The organism is Streptomyces sp. CNZ301, assembly GCF_004217425.1.
In genome coordinates, this window is sequence record NZ_SHLG01000001.1 from 4,834,994 (window position 1) to 4,852,874 (window position 17,881).

Genomic DNA, 17,881 nt, shown 5'->3' on the forward strand with positions numbered 1-17,881 from the left:
TCTCCCTGTGGACTGACTTCTATCGGGCGTCGGCCCCTGTGGCCTCGGCTTCGTCTTCCCCGGCGTTCCCTGCCTTCTCGGCCTGTTCGCCCTCCTCGGCCGTTCCGGTCGTTCCGGCCGTCTCGGCATCCCCGGTGCCCTTGCCGCGGCCGCGGCCGGCGCGCTCGCCGTTATGGGCGTCCCGGCCGGCGCCGTTCTGCTGCGCGGAGAGGTTCTCCTTGCGGAAGGACTCGTAGATCTGCAGCAGCGCCTGCTTCTGGCCCTCGTTGATCGACGGATCCGCGAGGATCGCTGCCGGGACCTGCAGCAGATCGTCCCGTTCCCGCTCGTCGAGGATTCCGGCCTGCACGTACAGCGTCTCGGCCGAGATCCGCAGGGCCTTGGCCAGCTGCTGGAGGATGTCGGCGCTCGGCTTGCGCAGGCCGCGCTCGATCTGGCTCAGGTACGGGTTGGACACCCCGGCGGCGTCGGCGAGCTGCCGCAGCGAGAGCTTGGCGTTGCGCCGCTGCTCGCGCAGGAACTCGCCCACATTGCCGACGTTCAGGGAAGCCATGGCTCCCACCATGCCCGGAGTTGCTAACTTTTGCAAGCACCCTGCTTGCAAGTGTGTCTGTTGCAACATCCGCCGGCCAGCTGGTGTCCCGTCTCTGCGAAGTTGAGGCAGTCCCGGTCTTCGTGAGGCATCCGGTCGCTCGTCTCGCTCAACTTCGGGCATCTGCTGCTGTGTCTCGATCAATCTGAGGTGCGGGCTTCCTCCTGCTTCTACGTTCGTTCCGCCAGGTCAGCACTGAGTTGGGGGTAGCTGGTGGAGGCGGAGGACTTCTGGCTGGAGTACGCGGACGCCCGGGGAGAACTTCGCGGCGGGCCGCTTGAGGTGATGTGGCCAGTTCGTTTCGAGGTGGCCGGACAGGTGCGCTCGTTCACTTCGTACCGGGGACAGCGCAACTTCCCGGGCTGGTACTGGGCTGCGACCTGCGCCGACCTGGTGGGTTACGAGTCGTGGGTCGAGCTCGCCCACTTGATGCGGCTGGATGCCGAGCCGGAGGTGTGCGGGTTGGCCTCGCAGCCGTTCCGGCTCTCGTGGCGGTACACCGGCCGGAGCCGGTGGATCAGGCACTCGCCGGACTTCTTCGTGCGCCGCCGGGACGGCACTGGCGTGGTGTTGGACGTGCGGCCGGATGAGCGGATCGAGCCCGAGGATGCCGCGAAGTTCGCGGTCACGGCCGCAGCCTGCGCCCGGGTGGGCTGGGGCTACGCGCGGGTCGGGGTGCTCGATCCGGTATTCGCTGCGAATCTGCGCTGGCTGTCGGGCTACCGGCACCCGCGAGTGCGGCATGAGGCGGCGGCCGAAGCTCTGCGGGCGGTGTTCACCGAGCCGCACGGCCTGGTGGCCGGGGCTCGATCGGTCGGCGATCCGGTCGCCATCCTGCCGGTGCTCTATCACCTCATCTGGCGCGGCGAGTTGGCCGTGGAACTTGAGGGCGAGCGGTTGTCGGCGGCGACGATGGTGCGGCTGGCGTCCGTGGCCGTGAAGGAGGTGGTCCGCGATGCCGGCGCGTCCGCAGCTGCTGTCGCTGGGTGATCGGGTCCGCTATGACGGGCGTGAGCACACCGTCGCTGCCCTGCACGGCACGTCTGTCCGCCTGGTCGACGACGCCCAGGCCGCAGGCGTCGTGCTCTTGGGGCACCTGCTGGCCTCCGACGGATTTGCAGTGCTCAGCACCGGCCCGGCCCGTCCGCCGCTGCCCGCGGAAGGGGTGCTGGACGGTCTGCCCGAGGAAGCCGCCGAGCGGGCACGGTGGTGGCAGCGGCATCTGACAGAGCTGACGACGGGCCGCCCGGACGCTGATCCGGGCACGCCAGTGAGGCCCGAGTACGACCCCAACGTGCACTCGGTGCGCCAGCGGGAGCTGAACAAGCTCGCCGAACTGCGCTCGGTAGGCGAGGAAGTGGCCTTGAGTACCCTGCAGCGGCTGCGCACCCGGTTCGAGCGGGAAGGGGTTGTGGGGCTGGTGGACCGGCGGCTGATCAAGCCCTCGACCGGCACCAGCCGGGCCGATCCGCGGGTAGTGGCCGCGATCGAGCAGGTCGTCAGCAGTCGGACGGACGAGCCGACGGTGTCCGCCCAGGTATTGCGCCGCCAGGTCGCACGGCTCTTGGCCGCGGAGCACGGCACCGGAGCGGTCCCGATGCCCTCCAGGGCGACGTTCTACCGGCTGCTGGACGCAGTTTCGCGGGGGCAACACCTTCTGGGGTCCGCCCGCACCCGCCGTTCGCTGGGCAAGCAGCCGAAGCGGATGTTCGGACAACTGACGGCGGCCCGTCCGGGCGAGGTGATGGAGATCGATTCCACACCTCTCGACGTGATGGTTGTCCACGACGACGGAACGGTGGACCGCTGCGAGATGACGGGGCTGGTGGACGTGGCCACCAGGACGCTGGCGGCGGTCGTGCTGCGGCCGTCGACGAAGGCGGTGGACGCCGCACTGCTGCTCGCGCGGGCGATGACGCCGGAGCCAATGCGGCCGGGTTGGCCGGACGCGCTGCGCATGTCGCGGTCGGTGCTGCCCTACGTCTCACTGCTGCCTCTCGACGAGCGGGTGGACAAGGCCGCCGCGAAGCCGGTGATCGTCCCGGAGACAGTGGTCAGCGACCACGGCAAGGCATACATCTCGGACAACTTCCGCAACGCTTGTCGCCACTTGGGGATCTCGTTCCAGCCCGCGCACCCGGACACCCCAACCGACAAACCGCACGTCGAGCGGACGTTGAGTTCAGTGGCGACGATGTTCGCCCAGTACGTAGCCGGCTATACCGGCCGCAGCGCGGAGATGCGCGGGAAGGACCCTGCCGCGCAGGCGGCCTGGTCCATCCACGAACTCCAGGAACTACTCCAGGAATGGTGCGTCGCCGTCTGGCAGACCAGGCCGCACGACGGGCTGCGGGACCCGCTGATGCCGAACCGGCCGCTGAGCCCGAACGAGAAGTACGCCGCGCTGGTGGCGGCAGCAGGATACGTGCCCATCGCGCTCAGTCCGGAGGAGTACATCCAGCTCATGCCCCGCGAGCGACGAGTCATCGGCACCAGCGGAGTGCAGATCAACAACCGCACCTACGACACCCGCGAACTGAGCCCCTACCGGCGCCAACCCTCAGGAGCCGGACCGGACGGCAAGCTCTGGGAGGTCCACTACGACCCCTACGACATCTCCTGCATCTGGGTACGCAACCACCGCGGACAGGGATGGATCACCGCGACCTGGCGCCACCTGCGCACCTCGCCCGTTCCGATGGGCGAGCTGGTCTTCGACCGTGCCCACCAAGTGCTGACCGAACGCGCTCAGCGCAAGCCACAGGAGGCCGAAGTCGCCCAGGCTGCCGCCGAACTGCTCGACCGGGCCACGGACGGCCCCGAAGAGCGCCCCACCCGCCGGAACCGAAAACGAGGCCGGACGGACGAGCGCCGCGACCGCAAGGTGGCCGCCCGCACCAAGGCCACCAGCGCACCAGCCTGGCCCCGTCCCGAACCACCGGCAGGAGAAGAAAGACCACCGATCGCACCGGGACCGGAGCCCGAAGCCGCAGACGAGGACGAGGAGGTGGCTGAGGTGGTGCCACTGGGCATCTTCGACGCCCGTGAGGAGGCGAAACGATGGGTGTGAACACCGCCGATGAACCTGTGCCGGACGACGAGCGGGTCGACCCGGCCTCGTCCCTGGGCGGGTGGCGTCGCTTCGTCGAGACGGACCACGTGCCCTTCGATCTCGTCCCGCTTGAGCAACTGGAGGCCATGGGCGACGACGAGCGCGACGTCTACAACGAGGCCCGTATGGACTATCACTCCGAATTCCAGGTCGTGCGCACTTCCACCGTCAAGGAGGTGGCTCACCAGGGCAGGCTGCTGACTTTGCTGAACCGGCGCGAACAGGGTGCTCGACGCGGCTTGATCATCTCCGGCGAGCGCACCACAGGGAAGACCACCGCTCTCAAGCAGCTCGGGCGCCTGCACGAACTGCGCATCCGGCAGCGCTATCCCAACAGCCGACGCATCCCGGTCGTCTACGTCACCGCCCCGCCCAAGGGATCGCCCCGAAAACTCGCCATGGAGTTCGCCCGCTTCCTCGGCCTGCCCTCGATCACTCCGCGCACCAATACCGCGGACGTCACCAACGCCGTCTGCGAAGTCCTCATCGAGGCCCGAACCGACCTTGTCCTCGTCGACGAGATCCACCTGTTGAACCTGGCCACCACCGCCGGGGAGGAGCTGTCAGACCATCTGAAGTACTTCACCGAGCACTTGCCGGCCACGTTCATCTATGCAGGGATCGCAGTCGAGAACTCCGGGTTGTTCACCGGTATCCGGGGTGACCAGATCGCGGGGCGGTGCACGCTCCTGCACACCGGCCCCTTCCCCAAGGGCCCCGAGTGGCAGGGCCTGGTGGCGCAGATGGAGGCCACCTTGCAGCTATACCGCCATAAAGACGGCACTCTGGCTGCGTTGGCAGACTACCTCCACCAGCGCACCAGCGGCATGATCGGCAGCCTCTCCCACCTGATCCGCCTCGCTGCGATCACCGCGATCCTCGACGGCAGCGAACGCATCACCCGCCGCCAGCTGCATGCGATCCACGTTGACCACGCGAGTGAGCGTGTCTACCGGAAGTCGGCATGAACGCCCCCACAGACCTCTTCGGGCAAGCGCGACGGCTTCCACTCACGACGCCGCCGTTCCCGAACGAGACCGTGAAGTCCTACACATCCCGTCTTGCCCTGCTCAACAAGATGGCTCACACATTTCGACCCGGCAGGTACGTACTTCGCCGCTTCTACCGAGCAGAAGCCCCTATGGATGAGCTGAACCTGCTGGCGGCCCGGAGCGGACAAGACACGAGGGCATTGCAGCGAGCGCTGCCCGAACTGGCGACCCCGGGCCTGCAACTCGAGGACGGCTTCACGCGCCTTGTTCGATCCTGGGCCTGCCAGCTCTGCGTTGCCGCCCGAACAGGCCGCATGAACTGGAGGGTGGAAGTCTGGGGCGTTCGCGACCATCAGCACTTGTGCGTCAAGCATCGTCACTGGACCGGCAACAACACCGCCCTCTTCGAGAACAGCTTCGACAGCCCTGCCGGCGGGCAGTACAGCCTCCTCAGAACTCCCGAGGTCGTCCACGCACAACGCGTTCTCAACCGTCTCTGCCGTAAGGGGCGGTATCGCAGGACTCTCCCTGTCTACGCAGAGTGCGCGGAGTTCCATCGCGAATTAGCCAAGCACGGATACTCGGCCGATCGAGTGCAACGTCGCGCCCACCTCATCACCGCCCACAAATCCGAGTGGCATCGCCGATACATGGGCCGGGAGGCTGCCGTCTTCCCGGATGTCGTCGAGGTCACCAGGCTCTTCGCATCCCGCTACTGGCGTTGCCAGGCCCTCGGTGACAAGCGCCAAGCACAACTCTTCCGCGAAGAGTTCGAACGGCGCCTTCCCCCTGAGCGGCCCCTGAGAACCACTGCAATCCCATGGTTCGAAGCTGAGCTTGTCCAATTGGCGCAAAGGATCAACGAGCGCGTCGAGCAACAGATCGTCGCCTTGGCGCGGTACACGGAGGCCCACCCCGAGGAACCTTCCCCCTTGCACGTCGCACGCGAGATCCTTCGGCGCACACCGTCCCACGGGCGATAACAACGACATCCAGTCTGAATCGTCAGGCGGGGTCGGCGCGTGAACTAAGAGCCTGTTCTTGAACCCACGGGGCCATTCAGTGGGGCAGCACTCGTGGGCTTCCTGAACTGCTGCAACCACGAGCGCCCGCATCTACGCTCGGGCCGCGACCGATCAACTGGACCTCTGGCTCGGAGGCTCGTGTGACGGCGCCAAGAGGTCGAAGAGGAGCTGTGCGGCTGCTCGGATCTGGTCGTCTGGATAGTCCTCGGTCATCCGTGTCAGAGTCTCAACAAAGATTTCTGTCCGCATCCCTTGGGCCTCCTCCGACGGTCCGAAAATGGATCGGTGGAGGATTGCGCCGACCGCAGTTGGAACGGCTGATGAGCCATGAGCCCCCGTGAGTCCTTCTCGAAGTACCTTTTCGACGATCCTTTCCTCGATCATGCGGGTCGCTTCCGTTGGATCACGTTTGTTGAAGCGGTCGGTTGAGGGCGAGATGGGGTAGCCGGGTAGGTAGCCGAGATCTCGCGCGCGTACGAGCCAACGGCTGGCTGTAACCTCGCTGACTCCCCACTGATCTGCGATGACCTGCCGTGGTGCTTGATCGCTCAACTCCGCGTCGATGCAGAACCAGGCGACCTGCATGAAGTGCTCGGCCGGCCAAGATCGGCCGTTCTTGATCGACTGGATGCGGGCCTGACGGTTGAGATCGGTGACCTTGTTGCTCCACTTCTCCCTCAAGGCGCTCTTGACTCGTCCGAGGATGGTTCCCGTCGGTGCACGGCGAACGGTGTCGCGCGTGATCGCCTCAGGATTGTCGGCGTCTCGCGGCGCGATGGTCAGGCTGGTGATTGCCGGCCTTCCGTGCACCATCCGCCCCGTGACGTGGTAGGTCCAGGGCCCCGGGACGTCTGAGTAGGTGACGTCAACCAGTTCCTCGCCACTGGCGAAGCCGTATACCCATCCCGAAGTGCCATCTCCGACGAACGATCGGGCAGCAATGGGTTGCTCTTCCGTGGGTTGCTCTTCCGCCAAAGTGATAACCCCCCTCCCATGTTGTCGGCTTCAAAGCCTAGAGTTCGGCGCCTCGAAGCGGAAGGCTGAACAGCAAAGGACGCCTCCCGGGCCAGCTTCGGGAGGCGTCGAGGTCGCCTTTGAGAGTGGGCAACAGCGTGAGCGCAGGTGAGGACGGACCCGAGGGCGAAGGCCTGTCACTTCGTTGGGTCGTCATCCTTCTGGTCAGCGGGAGTGCCGGCGTGTTGGTCGGACAGAAGGAGGGGTTGGGCGCCGGGATAACCGTGGCGATCGCCTTCGCCGGTTTCCTGCACGTCGTCGTCCGTCGGTGACTCTCTTCGGCTTCGGCAGAACCGAGCTGATCAGCCAAGCGATCTCCCCGGTCCGGTACGCGATGGACTTCGCTGAGTAAATGGGATGACGCTCGCGGACTCCCTCTCAAGTCCTGGCTGCTGAAGCCGTAACCCTCAGAGTCGCCGCCTGGTCTGAACCTCGACGACCGTGTTTCTCTCGTGGCGAGGAGGCATATAGCAGTCCTTCGTCCACGTTGCAGTTCCTGCCAACCCGCTCCATCAGCTCGTCTGGCATCTCGGACTCAGCGAGGTTTCTCCAACGAGTTGATGTCCAGGCGTTGTTGTGGATGGGCGCTGCGCGGGTGATGTCGCCAATGCAGCGGGCGCCCGTCGGCGTCGGTGTCCAGCTCTACGGCGCGCAGGTTCTTGAAGGACTCGGAGCAGCGGGAGTGTCGGCGGGCGGCTCGACGAACTTTGGGCCGTGGCCCCTAATCTCCCATCGGAGGCGGAGGGTGTAGGTCTCGAAGATCTGCAGGGCCTGGCCAAGAGTCTCGAGCTCTGCTTCCCAGGCGCCGGGGGAGACGCTCGGCGCTAGGGACTCCATGAGGTTGCTGCACTGCACCTCGGCGTCGATGCAGGCGTCTATCTGCTCTTTGCCGTGCGCAGTCGGCTCGGCGGACATGCGGACCTCGGCGGCTTGAGCGATGGTCTCGTCACGGCGCTTGCGCAGCTCGACAGCGTCGACCCCCGAGATGTTCGGCGCCATCTTGTGCTGCGTGACTGCGGACCGGAATGCGTGGACAGCGGCGACGTACGCGGTGGCTGCCTTGCCGACTTCCTGTTGCCGGTCGTGCGCCCGCTCCTTCTCTTTCTCCGTCCGGTCGAACTTCTCCCGGCGGCGGGCGAGCAGAACGGTAACGAGCGCTGCAACGAGGGCGCCGACGAGGGACGCAACAGCGACCGAAGTGATCCATTCGGAAGACAGGAAACCCGAGGCTTTGGGTGCGGCGGGCCTGGGCGCTTTGGCGAGGGCCGCAACGGCGGTTGCCCAATCGGACGTCATGACACCAGGGTCGACGGAGACCGGGCCAGGCACGGGTGTTTTGAGGAAAGCCAGAGCTGCGGCAGTCGCACCCATCGCGCCTTGCCCGTGGACCGCGACCCCGCGCGCCCTCACGAAAGCCTGGCTACGCCAAGGACTTGGCGTCTTGGTGGAAGCTGTCGCCGAGTGCCTCACCTCGACTGAGACGGCCGAACCTGAGCCGTCTCGCTCAACCTGAGGCACTCCAGGTCAGGGCCTCAGCATGCCTCATCTTTAGCGAGACTGGTCAGCTGGCAGTGGCATCTGTTCCGTCTCGCTGAAGGTGGACCAGTCTCGGTCTACCTGAACCATCTGGCCGTCCGTCTCAGTCAACTTTGGCCATCTGCTGATCGGTCTCGCTCTTTCTGACCCGCCGCTGTGCTCGGCTTCCTACGGTCGTTCCACTCTCTACCCAGAGACCGTTGAGATCACCAAGCTCTTCGCGTCATCGTTCTGGCGTAAGCGTGCCCTTGGCGGCGAGCGCGAGTCCCGGCTCTTTCGCGAGGAGTTCGAAAGACGGCTCCCGGCCGAACGATCCCTGAGAACAACCGCGATCCCATGGTTCAAGGACGAGATCACGCGGCTCGCCCATAGGGTCAGTGAGGCCATTGACCAGGAAATCGTGATGCTGGGGAACCTGGCGGACATTCATCCGCGTGATCGGTTCCCGCCAAAACTGATGCGAGGGATGCTCCGCCGTGCTCCATCCCACGCACGGTAAGTGCTGGGACGTTTGACTTCCCTGCCCGCTACCGTCGGCCCATGGCTGACGAAGGCTTCCGACATCCGCGGCTGGCGGCGCTCTACGATCCGCTCGATCCCGATCGCAGGGATCTGGATGCTTACCTCGACCTCGCGGAAGAATTCGAGGCGGGGCACGTCCTGGACATCGGCTGCGGCACAGGCGTCTTCGCCCTCCTCCTAGCTGATCGCGGGATCAAGGTCGTTGGTGTCGACCCCGCCCAGGCGTCCATCAACGTTGCCCTGTCCAAGCCGGGCAGCGATCGGGTCCAGTGGGTCTGCGGTGACGCCGCCTCACTTCCCCCTCTCCAAGTCGACCTCGCGACGATGACTGCCAACGTCGCCCAAGCGATCGTCGACCCCGAGTCGTGGCAGGCGACCCTGCGCGGCGCTTACGAAGCGCTACGGCCAGGTGGGCGTCTGGTCTTCGAGACACGGGACCCGGCCCAGCGCGCCTGGGAGGGATGGAACCGTGAGGCCACCCACAGGGTGATGAACGTTCCCGGAGCCGGCGCCGTGGAAAGCTGGCTGGACGTGACGGAGGTCGACGGACCTCTCGTGACCTTCCGCGGGACCTATGTCTTCTCCACGGACGGGCAGGTGCTGACGTCGGATTCGACACTGCGGTTCCGTGACCGGCAGGAAGTCGAACGGGACCTGGTCGCGCAAGGGTATGTAGTGGAGGACGTGCGCGACGCCCCCGATCGGCCCGGCAAGGAGTTCGTCTTCCTCGCCTCCCGTCCAGCAGTAGCTCAACCTTCGATTGACGTTGGCTAGATGTTCTATGTCAGGACATTAGCTACGAAGCCCTCATGTCAAAGTTGATGAGGGAAAGCGTCGAATGGTTCAACACAGCTAGGCGTTCGCTCGGCGGAGACGTTCGGCTGCCTGTGCGCGGACGGCGTCACCGGAGACGAAGGGTGCGTCGTGCAGGGCCTCCCAGCGGGCGTTGTGCGCCGCCGGCCACAGGCTGGCCGCCCACGCGATCTCCTGCTCCTCCACGGTGAACCGGCGTCCCCGGAGATTCTGATAAGCCGCCAGGAACGCGGAAGAGCTCTCAATGGAGGCCAGGGTCGGCGGCGAGGCGCTGGCGAACGCTCCGCTTGCCGCACCTACCAGCGCCGCCTCCGGCTGCCACGCCAGGCTGTCCCAGTCGTGTACGGCCCACACGGTCCCGTCGTGCCAGCGAAGGTTCTGTGCTTCGAAGTCTGCGTGGCCCAGCACGCACGGCAGGTCAGCGGTCAACATCCGCTTGCGGGCCCTGGCGGCTGTGTCGACCACGTACGCGGGCACGGCGCTCTGGTCTCGCCCATCGAGGAACTCAATCGTCGGCCACAGCCCGGAATCCCCGTGGTCCCAACGCACCCAGCGCGGGTTTGGCAGCGGCGGGTCAACCGTCACGTCAGCCAATTCGACCATCAGTTGGGCGAACACCTCCGCGTAGCGCACGGCGACGTCCGGCGTATCGCCACCCAGCAGCTCACCGCCGGACCGAGACTCCTCGGCGTGCACAGCCAGCGCACCGACGCCGACCGCGGGCGTGAGCGGTCGGGCACACGGAAATCCTCGCTCCGCCAAACGGGCCTGCGCGGCAACACACGACGCAACACGCCCGTCGTCCTCCCGCGCCTTCACCACGACGTCCCGTCCACCGGCCAGACGCAGCCCGAACACCGCCGAGATCGACCGCAACTCAAACAGCAGGCTGACGGGCTCACTCCCCAACTGGTCCACGCACCAGGCCGGTAGCCAGTCCGGCACATCAGACAACGACATGGAGAGGACTGTGCCATACACAGAGAAATCGATCTGGACAGCCGCAACGAATGCACAAGCCACCGCGAAGGACACAGATCGAATCCGCAGACGACACCGCGCGTCACGGCCATCGGACGCCCGGGAGCAAGACCGCGAGCGCCGCCAGAGCAGCTGCGTGTGCTCGCAGACCGCGCTCATATTGCCCGTGGTGCCGTCAGCTCAGATTGAGTGAGACGCACATGTCTGGTGCGTCTCACTCAATCTGAGCCACCCCAGGTCAGCGCATCGTGGTGTCCCAGCTCTATCGAGACGGGACAGCATCTCACGGAGCTGATGACGGGCCGCCCGGTTGCTGATCCGCCGCCGGAAGCAGGACGGCCGCCCGGATCGGTCCGAAAGATCCTCCGCCGGATGGTGCCCAGGGTGACCGGCCGGTCACCGGGACATCCAGCCTCCGGCGGGGCGCCGGACCGCCCCGGCCTGCGGCGACGCCGCCCGGCTGCGGGGTGCACCCGGGCGGCCTAGCGTCGGGAGGGACGAACCATCCGAGCAGTGAGGGGAGTGGTCCCGATGACTGTCACCTCTACCAAGCACACGGCGTACCTGGCAGTACACAACGACCTCAAGGTGAAAATAGCCAACGTAATACTCGTGCATGTGCGCGGCATCAAGGACGATCCCCCTCCCACAAGGGAGGAGAAGAGCTGGTCGGCGATCGCGGCAGGCACGCACACCGCGGATAGCCTCGAGGCCCACTACATGGAGCCCACCGTGGGTGACCAGTGGGTGATCACGTTCGATGTGCCGGGAGTCGGGAGCTTCCATTCCGACCCCGCACACTGGGACCTGCTCAAGAAGGACGACGGCAGCAAGTCGGACTACGTGCGGATCTACGAGGACAAGGCCGGTGCCAGGGTGATGGCCGTCCACCGGAGTGATCCCGGCGCCCACAACGAGTACGACTCGCCCTCCGTCCCCATCCACAAGAAGTGACCCCCCGGGCGGGCCCCGGCCCGGGGCCCGCCCGGGCCCTGTCCACCGGGGCGGGCGGGCGCCCGGAACCGGTCACGCGGCCCGCAGCGCCTTCAGGTCCGACATCGCGGCCGCGGCCGGCACCGGGCCCGGCGCGCGCCCCGGGCACAAACGCCAGTGCCACCAGCCCAGGTCAGGGCCTCAACATGCCTCATCTCCAGCGAGACTGGTCAGCCTGCCCAGCCGCTTCTGATCCGTGGCCCGCCGCCGAGCCCGGTTCGGTCCTGCCGAACTGTGCGCTGGGCGACCCGAGTCGGGATGAGGGGCGAGTCCGCTGGCTTCCAGGCCGGACAACCGGGGAGGTGAAGTCCGAGGCCGACGAGTGGCCCGGACGGGACTCTGCGGACACGCCCCGGCCGTGACCGGCTCGTGATCGCGGACTGCCCGTGATGTGCGGCAACGGCCTCTTCAGCGCACGGTGATGATGCGGTGCTGGCCGTGGGCGGACAGGGGCCGGGCGTCGCGGATGCTGGTGACCCAGGTGATTGCCGCGTACCGCCCGGTGGTGAGGGGCGGGGTGAGGGCTCTCCCCCGGCCGGGGGAGAGGGGTGGAGTGCCCAGTTGCCGGCCGATGTCGAACGGTGGGGTGCCTCCGGGGTCGTCGAAGAACGCCTGGATGTCCTCTTCGGTGACGGAGTCGTCGGGCACGGGGTAGAGGACCAGTTCGTCGACCTGGTCGCGCATGCGGTTGACGTAGCGCAGCGGCCGACCGGGACGGACCTGGCCGTGCAGGGCGAACCGGGGTCCGCGGCCGGGGATGTCCACGGCGGTGAGCGTGGCGCAGGGCGGAGCGGGCGAGGTGTCGGTGCGCGGTGGGTGGACGGTGAGGGGGCGGAGGTATTCCTGGCCCGGTGCGGGGTTGCGGCCCCGGTCGCCCTCGAAGTCCAGGAACTCCAGCAGCAGATACCGTCCGGCATCGAGCTGTGCGGTGAAGCCGGTGTCCGTGCCGACGTGGGTGAAGCCGCCGCCGTGCAGTTCGGCGGCGGCCATGAGGGCCCTGGCCGCCTCGATGTTCTCCTGCCCCTCGGTGGCGAAGACGCGTCGCAGCCGGGTGCGGAAGTCCGCCTCGCTCACGCCTTCCCGCAGCCGGGCGAGGCCCACGGCGCCGGTCAGCGGGCTGGTGGTGCGTAACCGGAAGGCCACCGCTCCCTCGGGGGCCCTCTCCGGGGCGGAGAAGCCGTCCTCCCCGGTGACCACGCACAGGGGCGGGTCCTGCGGGTGCGGGCTGAGCGGAGATCGCGCGTACGCCGTACCGCCTGCGATCACCGATGCGCCCAGTGCCGCAAGGCCCACGACGGTGCTGCGTCTGTTCGGCCGGTTCATGGGAGTGCCTTCTCTGGCGGAGCCGTTGTCACCGCGGCGACTCATGACCGAGTCGCGCGCCTGGCCGGGGCGGCAGCGGTACGGACCGGAGCCCAGGCGATGCGCGGCGTACGGCCCCGCGCATCAGCGGGGTCGCAGTACGGGCGGTGGTGGCAGTCGCCGCCGCGGCATCGCGCGCATTGCCGTCGGATTCATCAGCCCGGCCGGATCGAAGACGGCCCCGACGACAGTGATGACGCCGCGTGGAGCGAGGGGGTTGACGCCGCAGCCGGGGGCGTCGAGCGTCGAAAGGTGAGTGTGCGCCGGGCGGTGTGGCGGATATCTGCCGTAAGCCATTACGGAGATGGCCGAAAAAGCCGAACGAGATGTGAGCTATTGCGGCCGCCTGGAAACGAAAGTCGCCAGGGTCGCCAATGTGACCAGAGCCCCCATCCCAATGAATGTGACGGGCATGAGCAAGCTCGTCTCCACGATTCGCGCGGACCGTGGGTCGGACTTGAGATACGAGACCTGGACACTGGCGCCCACATCCGGTCGCGCGCTGCGATATTCGGATTCAGCGACCGACACCTTCCGGCCGTTCGGAGTGGTGAAAGTGAAAATCCGCCCGTACGTCACCCCGTCCGAGCTGACATCCCGTTTCACCCCGGTCACCGTGCCGGTCGCGGAAATTCCGTTCTCATACGGCCGGTGCTGCCGGTGTGCGTAAATACCTACTACGATGGACGCGACTCCCACTGTGAATACCAGTAAGAGGCGGAACGCTCCGACCCGCCTGCGGTTCCTCATCGGTTCCATGCTGAATCACCCAGAGATTTTCGCGTGACTGTTCCTGCCGGACAGCGAGCTGTTTTCCCCCGCGCCACCTCGTGCTGCGGTTGTGGGCCTTTCTCGTGTGCGCCCCTCCTTGCGGGTGTGGTATTGCGATGTCCAATTCATGGTGCTGAGGATTTGTTCAGATCTCTTCGTCGAATTGCATCAGCCGTGTCACGGCAGCGCGCTGTCAGTCATTCAGCACTCGGCCGCTCCGCGTCGGAGGTGCGCGGGCTGCGAGCACTCAGCCTGCGAGCGCTGAGAAGGGACCGGCGCGATGTGGACCTCCCCGCGTCCTTGGTACGGCGGAGCGCTGCACGGTCACACCCGGAAGGGACCGGCCCGGCGGGAACGCGTGGCCTCCCGCCGGGACTTCGCTCCGACGTGCACGCCAGACGCAGTGCGCATCCTCATTGCCGGAACGGCTTGGTATGCGTCTGAGGCGTCGCGTCCTCATCCTGTGGTCCCCGCTCCGTCGGAACCTTCTCGGTGTGGCGGGGGCCCCGGCGCCTGGTGCCGCGTACGAGCACGGATGCGGCTGCAACCGAGGCCACGCCGGCTGCGGCCAGGAGCAGTGCGCGGTCGGAGACGGCGGTGCCGAGGCGGGAGAGGCGTTCCTCGATGACGAACTCGGTGTCGGTGCCCAAGGGGGAGGGGAGGGCGGAGGTGCCGTCGAAGAGGAGGAACAGTGCGCCGAGCACGATGAACATGGCTCCTCCGGCGAGTGAGGTGCTGTGAAGTCTCAGCGGCCCGGCGTTGATCGCACGTCCGCGGAGCCAGCCACGGTGGCCCAGGTCGAAGCGGTCCCACAGCAGCGCGAGGACGAACAGGGGCAGGGCCATGCCCATCGCGTAGGTGGCGAGGAGCGTGCTTCCGTACCAGGGACTGCCGCCGAGAGCGGCCACGGTGAGGATGCCGCCGAGGACGGGACCTGCACAGAACCCGGCCAGCCCGTATACGGCACCCAGGGCGAAGACCGAGGCGAGCGAGACCGGCCGCAGCGCGGTGGCGGCCTGCTGCAGGCGGCGGGAGCCGAAGCCCAGGCCGAGGATCTGTGCGGCGCCGAAGGCGATGACGGTCCAGCCGCCGGCGGCGACGAGGATGTCGCGGTGTCCGTAGAAGGCGCGGCTGGCATACGAACCGGCCGCTCCGAGCGGGACGAGAGTCGCGCAGAGACCGGCGTAGAACAGCGCTGTTCGTACGGCGAGGCGCGTGGGCGTGGTGAAGGAGTAGGCGAAGAAGGCCGGCAGGAGGAGGGCGCTGCAGGGGCTGAGCAGGGTGAGCAGACCGCCGAGCAGAGCCGCCAGGTAGCCGATGTCGTTCACCGTGCGGTCTCCTTTCCCGCTTGCCGGGCGGCCTTCTCGACGGCGTCCTCGAAGGTCCGGGTCGACTGGGCTCCGAGGATGGGGGTGTTGTTCACCAGGAAGGCCGGGGTGCTGGTGACGCCCAGGCCGTAGCCTTCCTCCCTGTCCCGGGCCAGTGCCTTGCGGGCGGAGGAACTGTCCATGTCGAGGCGGAACTTCTTCAGGTCCGGGACTCCGGCGCGCCGGGCGAAGCCGACGAGGGCGTCACTGGTGTAGGTGCCGGAGTTCCGCTCACGTGGTTGCGAGTACAGGAGCTTGTGGAAGTCCCAGAACTTCTTCTGCCGGCCGGCAGCCCAGGCCGCGAGGGCGGCCTGTTCCGACTCCTGGCCGAAGACCGGGAAGTTGCGCCACTCGATGCGCAGCGTGCCTTTGCGGACGTATTCGCGGACGAGTTCCGGTTCGGTCTCGCGTGCGAAGCGTCCGCAGAAGGGGCACTGGAAGTCGGCGTACTCGATGAGGACGACCGGCGCGTCACGCCTGCCTTTCGCCATGGAGTCGTGGGCTTCCCGGCGGGCCAGACGACGCAGATCGGGGTCTTGGCCGGCGGGGGCGTCGGGGCCGGTGCTCGGAGTGCTGTGGGCGCGTGGGGGCTGCTTCGCCCCGCTGGTCCGGCTGTCTTGGTCAGTGGTCAGGAGCACGGCGGAGGCGGTGAGTGCGGAGGCGAGTACGGCGGTGGCCAGGATGATGCGCCGACGGCGCACCGGCTCAAGGGTGATGGGCATGAGAGAGCTCCGGAGAAGTGTGGAGTGGTGGGGGCGCAGGCTCAGGCCGGGGACGTCGTGCTGGGGCACGCGTCCATCGCGGCAAGGCGGCGCAGAGCCGCTTCGGCCAGCAGGACGACCGATGCCACCGCGATCAGCGGCTGCAGCGGTGCCCAGTAGGTGAGCGCGCCGGAGGTGCCGAGCAGGAGCAGCACGAGCTTGTTGCAGACCGGGCAGCCCACCGCGAAAAAGGACAGAACGCCCCCGGCCGTCAAGCGGCCGCCGCCGGTGGGCACGCCCCCGGAGGCCGGTTCACGGACGTAGGTGGCCAGCACCACGCCGGCGAGCACAGCGGTCACTGCGAGCGTGGGGTAGTTCCACCACTGCACCGGTACGGACCGGGAGAACAGCGGGTTGGGCAGGACGTCCGTCGGCAGGCCGACCAGCAGCGTGGTGCAGAAGCCGCCGCCGGCGGCGGCTCCCCATCGGGTCGGTGACCAGCCGGCCAGAGCTCTGACAGCCCGGCGAGGGGACCTGGGAGCAGCCCGGCGAGGGGACCTGGGAGAGAAAGGCATGCGGAATGACTCCGTTCGCGAGATGTGTCAGTGCGCGCGGGATGGAGTCCGCGGCCTACACCCGCAGAACGGAAAGGGCCTCAAGTGACGGGACTGACGGCGGTGCGGGGCCGCCCCGCCCGGGGACGGAATCTGCGCCCGGACGGCCCGAGGGGGAGGGAGCGTCCGCAGCGACGGTGACGAGGACGTGGGGTGGTGCTTCCTGCTGAGCCTGCCTGGGCGCCGGGGCCTCGGCGTCGACGGCGTGCTTCTTGCTGCAGCCGCGCTTCCCGGCGGTGGCTCCGTCGGTTGTCCCCGAACCGTCGTCGATCCGCACGGTGGGAACAGATTCACGCCCGGGACCGGCCGCCGAGTCGTTGCCGGCCGCCTCCGCCACGGCGCGTGGGCCGGCATCCGGTGACACGGGGATCCCGGCGCAGCTCAGGCCGACGGTGAGCAGGAGGAGAGCGAGGACGGCACGCAGCACGGGATGTGCGGTGTTCACGCGACGTCCGGAAGCACTCACGGCTGCTCCTCTCCTCTCGTGCGGCAGCCTAGCCGACCGGACGACGCCGCCAGGGAGCCCCGTCCGCCGACCGGCCGTGGCGGGATTCGTACCGGTTCGAATGGTCGGAGCAGAGGGAACGGGGGTTGCGGTGGTGGCCACCCCGCAGCGACGGCCGGGACGGTGTACGCGAACCGCCGACGGACGGTTGCGGCGGGAGGACGGGGCGAGACGGGCCGCTCCCCTCCTGCCGGTCCCCTCCCGTCGGTCTACTCCGGCCGGTCCCCTCCGGCCGCGGACTGTGCACCGGCCCCGGTCCGAGTCCTCGCCGGACTGTGCGTTGGACGTCCCGAGCCGGGGTGCGGGGCCGCCGGAACAGCGCGCTCGAGGGCAGGTGGTCCGCGGCCCGGACCGGCAAGCCCGCCCTCGCGCAGCCGCGCCGCGCTAGCGTGGCCTCTCATGATCGTATGGCTGAACGGCACCCACGGTGCGGGCAAGACGACGACCAGCGCACTCGTGCAGCAACTGATTCCGGATTCGCGGGTGTTCGACGCCGAGAAGGTCGGCCAGACGCTCATGGACATCACGCCTGCGCTGCCCGAGACGGGGAACTTCCAGCACTGGCCGCCGTGGCGGCAGCTCGTGGTGGAGACCGCCCGCCGCGTACTGGACTACACCGGCGGCGCTCTGGTGATGCCCATGACCGTCCTGGTCGAGGAGTACTGGCGAGAGATCAGCACGGGCCTCGCCCGACATGACATCCCGGTACGGCACTTCGTCCTCCACGCCGACCAGGAGATTCTCCTCGGGCGCATCGCGGGCGACACTGTCGTCGGCCCCAACTCCCCGTTCCGTCTCGAGTACCTCGAGCCATACGCCGAGGCGGCCCGCACATGGCTGCACGGCGAGGCCGAGGTCGTCGACACCACGCACATCACACCGGCCCAGGCCGCCAAGCAGATCGCCGAGGCCGTCAAGAGCTGAGGTCGGCCCGCCGCGCGAGAACAGGTTCAGGTGGCGACCACCCCCGGTGCAGGCGGG

The 17,881-nt window shown here is 67.7% G+C and carries 18 protein-coding genes; 9 read left to right on the forward strand and 9 right to left on the reverse strand.

Annotated features, from left to right (window positions below; genetic code table 11):
• Positions 1-19 precede the first annotated feature (19 nt).
• Positions 20-553 (reverse strand): helix-turn-helix domain-containing protein, encoded by a 534-nt coding sequence (locus EV375_RS20845; protein ID WP_130300802.1) that lies wholly within the window; start codon positions 551-553, stop codon positions 20-22.
• Positions 554-805: 252 nt separating this feature from the next.
• Here EV375_RS20845 and EV375_RS20850 point away from each other — a divergent pair, with 252 nt between their 5' ends.
• From EV375_RS20850 to EV375_RS20865, 4 genes are all read left to right on the forward strand, one after another.
• The gene (locus EV375_RS20850) at positions 806-1,582 is read left to right on the forward strand and encodes a TnsA-like heteromeric transposase endonuclease subunit (RefSeq protein ID WP_130300804.1); all 777 of its coding nucleotides are present in this window, start codon (positions 806-808) and stop codon (positions 1,580-1,582) included.
• The gene (locus EV375_RS20855) at positions 1,548-3,662 is read left to right on the forward strand and encodes a Mu transposase C-terminal domain-containing protein (RefSeq protein ID WP_130300806.1); all 2,115 of its coding nucleotides are present in this window, start codon (positions 1,548-1,550) and stop codon (positions 3,660-3,662) included. The genes EV375_RS20850 and EV375_RS20855 overlap by 35 nt, the downstream gene beginning before the upstream one ends.
• Positions 3,653-4,672, forward strand: coding sequence for an ATP-binding protein (locus EV375_RS20860; protein WP_130300808.1), 1,020 nt, complete (start codon positions 3,653-3,655; stop codon positions 4,670-4,672). Before EV375_RS20855 ends, EV375_RS20860 begins: the two co-directional genes overlap by 10 nt.
• A 173-nt stretch (positions 4,673-4,845) precedes the next feature.
• Positions 4,846-5,679 (forward strand): hypothetical protein, encoded by an 834-nt coding sequence (locus EV375_RS20865; RefSeq protein ID WP_130300810.1) that lies wholly within the window; start codon positions 4,846-4,848, stop codon positions 5,677-5,679.
• Positions 5,680-5,832: 153 nt separating this feature from the next.
• Here EV375_RS20865 and EV375_RS20870 read toward each other — a convergent pair whose 3' ends face one another.
• Complete coding sequence (locus EV375_RS20870; RefSeq protein ID WP_130300812.1) at positions 5,833-6,696, reverse strand: hypothetical protein; 864 nt, start codon at positions 6,694-6,696, stop codon at positions 5,833-5,835.
• Positions 6,697-6,833: 137 nt separating this feature from the next.
• Between EV375_RS20870 and EV375_RS29225 the strand changes: the two genes are divergently transcribed.
• Positions 6,834-7,007: a hypothetical protein gene (locus EV375_RS29225; protein ID WP_165434784.1), complete on the forward strand. Its 174-nt coding sequence runs from the start codon at positions 6,834-6,836 to the stop codon at positions 7,005-7,007.
• 370 nt (positions 7,008-7,377) lie between these two features.
• On the opposite strand, the gene EV375_RS20875 is transcribed toward EV375_RS29225, so the two are convergent.
• Positions 7,378-8,031: a hypothetical protein gene (locus EV375_RS20875; protein WP_130300814.1), complete on the reverse strand. Its 654-nt coding sequence runs from the start codon at positions 8,029-8,031 to the stop codon at positions 7,378-7,380.
• Positions 8,032-8,811: 780 nt separating this feature from the next.
• Between EV375_RS20875 and EV375_RS20880 the strand changes: the two genes are divergently transcribed.
• The gene (locus tag EV375_RS20880) at positions 8,812-9,567 is read left to right on the forward strand and encodes a class I SAM-dependent methyltransferase (protein WP_130300816.1); all 756 of its coding nucleotides are present in this window, start codon (positions 8,812-8,814) and stop codon (positions 9,565-9,567) included.
• A 78-nt stretch (positions 9,568-9,645) separates the two neighbouring features.
• Here the strand turns inward: EV375_RS20880 and EV375_RS20885 are convergent, their stop codons facing one another.
• Complete coding sequence (locus EV375_RS20885) at positions 9,646-10,566, reverse strand: protein kinase family protein (RefSeq protein WP_130300818.1); 921 nt, start codon at positions 10,564-10,566, stop codon at positions 9,646-9,648.
• Between the two features lie 552 nt (positions 10,567-11,118).
• Between EV375_RS20885 and EV375_RS20890 the strand changes: the two genes are divergently transcribed.
• Positions 11,119-11,541: a hypothetical protein gene (locus EV375_RS20890; protein ID WP_130300820.1), complete on the forward strand. Its 423-nt coding sequence runs from the start codon at positions 11,119-11,121 to the stop codon at positions 11,539-11,541.
• A 447-nt stretch (positions 11,542-11,988) separates the two neighbouring features.
• Here EV375_RS20890 and EV375_RS20895 read toward each other — a convergent pair whose 3' ends face one another.
• Entirely contained in the window at positions 11,989-12,903 is a 915-nt protein-coding gene (locus tag EV375_RS20895; RefSeq protein ID WP_130300822.1) for a hypothetical protein, read from the reverse strand.
• A gap of 343 nt (positions 12,904-13,246) precedes the next feature.
• Here EV375_RS20895 and EV375_RS29830 point away from each other — a divergent pair, with 343 nt between their 5' ends.
• Complete coding sequence (locus EV375_RS29830; RefSeq protein WP_486588613.1) at positions 13,247-13,612, forward strand: hypothetical protein; 366 nt, start codon at positions 13,247-13,249, stop codon at positions 13,610-13,612.
• Positions 13,613-14,126: 514 nt separating this feature from the next.
• Here the strand turns inward: EV375_RS29830 and EV375_RS20905 are convergent.
• From EV375_RS20905 to EV375_RS20920, 4 genes are read right to left on the reverse strand one after another with little or no spacing between them, the layout of a single operon-like run.
• The gene (locus tag EV375_RS20905; RefSeq protein ID WP_130300826.1) at positions 14,127-15,041 is read right to left on the reverse strand and encodes a cytochrome c biogenesis CcdA family protein; all 915 of its coding nucleotides are present in this window, start codon (positions 15,039-15,041) and stop codon (positions 14,127-14,129) included.
• Positions 15,038-15,802: a thioredoxin domain-containing protein gene (locus tag EV375_RS20910; RefSeq protein ID WP_130300828.1), complete on the reverse strand. Its 765-nt coding sequence runs from the start codon at positions 15,800-15,802 to the stop codon at positions 15,038-15,040. Before EV375_RS20910 ends, EV375_RS20905 begins: the two co-directional genes overlap by 4 nt.
• A gap of 41 nt (positions 15,803-15,843) precedes the next feature.
• Positions 15,844-16,356: a hypothetical protein gene (locus EV375_RS20915; RefSeq protein ID WP_130300830.1), complete on the reverse strand. Its 513-nt coding sequence runs from the start codon at positions 16,354-16,356 to the stop codon at positions 15,844-15,846.
• Positions 16,357-16,411: 55 nt separating this feature from the next.
• On the reverse strand, positions 16,412-16,861 hold the full coding sequence (locus tag EV375_RS20920) for a hypothetical protein (protein WP_130300831.1): 450 nt from the start codon (positions 16,859-16,861) through the stop codon (positions 16,412-16,414).
• Between the two features lie 438 nt (positions 16,862-17,299).
• Here EV375_RS20920 and EV375_RS20925 point away from each other — a divergent pair, with 438 nt between their 5' ends.
• Positions 17,300-17,824, forward strand: coding sequence for a GTPase domain-containing protein (locus EV375_RS20925; RefSeq protein WP_130300833.1), 525 nt, complete (start codon positions 17,300-17,302; stop codon positions 17,822-17,824).
• Positions 17,825-17,881 lie beyond the last annotated feature (57 nt).

Bases quoted from the DNA above. Each gene is read 5' to 3' on its own strand.
- EV375_RS20880 (WP_130300816.1), top strand. From the start codon at position 8,812: ATGGCTGACGAAGGCTTCCGACATCCGCGGCTGGCGGCGCTCTACGAT.
- EV375_RS20845 (WP_130300802.1), bottom strand. From the start codon at position 553: ATGGCTTCCCTGAACGTCGGCAATGTGGGCGAGTTCCTGCGCGAGCAG.
- EV375_RS20865 (WP_130300810.1), top strand. From the start codon at position 4,846: ATGGATGAGCTGAACCTGCTGGCGGCCCGGAGCGGACAAGACACGAGG.
- EV375_RS20915 (WP_130300830.1), bottom strand. From the start codon at position 16,356: ATGCCTTTCTCTCCCAGGTCCCCTCGCCGGGCTGCTCCCAGGTCCCCT.
- EV375_RS20885 (WP_130300818.1), bottom strand. From the start codon at position 10,566: ATGTCGTTGTCTGATGTGCCGGACTGGCTACCGGCCTGGTGCGTGGAC.
- EV375_RS20860 (WP_130300808.1), top strand. From the start codon at position 3,653: ATGGGTGTGAACACCGCCGATGAACCTGTGCCGGACGACGAGCGGGTC.
- EV375_RS20890 (WP_130300820.1), top strand. From the start codon at position 11,119: ATGACTGTCACCTCTACCAAGCACACGGCGTACCTGGCAGTACACAAC.
- EV375_RS20895 (WP_130300822.1), bottom strand. From the start codon at position 12,903: ATGAACCGGCCGAACAGACGCAGCACCGTCGTGGGCCTTGCGGCACTG.
- EV375_RS20925 (WP_130300833.1), top strand. From the start codon at position 17,300: ATGATCGTATGGCTGAACGGCACCCACGGTGCGGGCAAGACGACGACC.
- EV375_RS29830 (WP_486588613.1), top strand. From the start codon at position 13,247: ATGGCCGAAAAAGCCGAACGAGATGTGAGCTATTGCGGCCGCCTGGAA.
- EV375_RS20855 (WP_130300806.1), top strand. From the start codon at position 1,548: ATGCCGGCGCGTCCGCAGCTGCTGTCGCTGGGTGATCGGGTCCGCTAT.
- EV375_RS20910 (WP_130300828.1), bottom strand. From the start codon at position 15,802: ATGCCCATCACCCTTGAGCCGGTGCGCCGTCGGCGCATCATCCTGGCC.
- EV375_RS20875 (WP_130300814.1), bottom strand. From the start codon at position 8,031: ATGACGTCCGATTGGGCAACCGCCGTTGCGGCCCTCGCCAAAGCGCCC.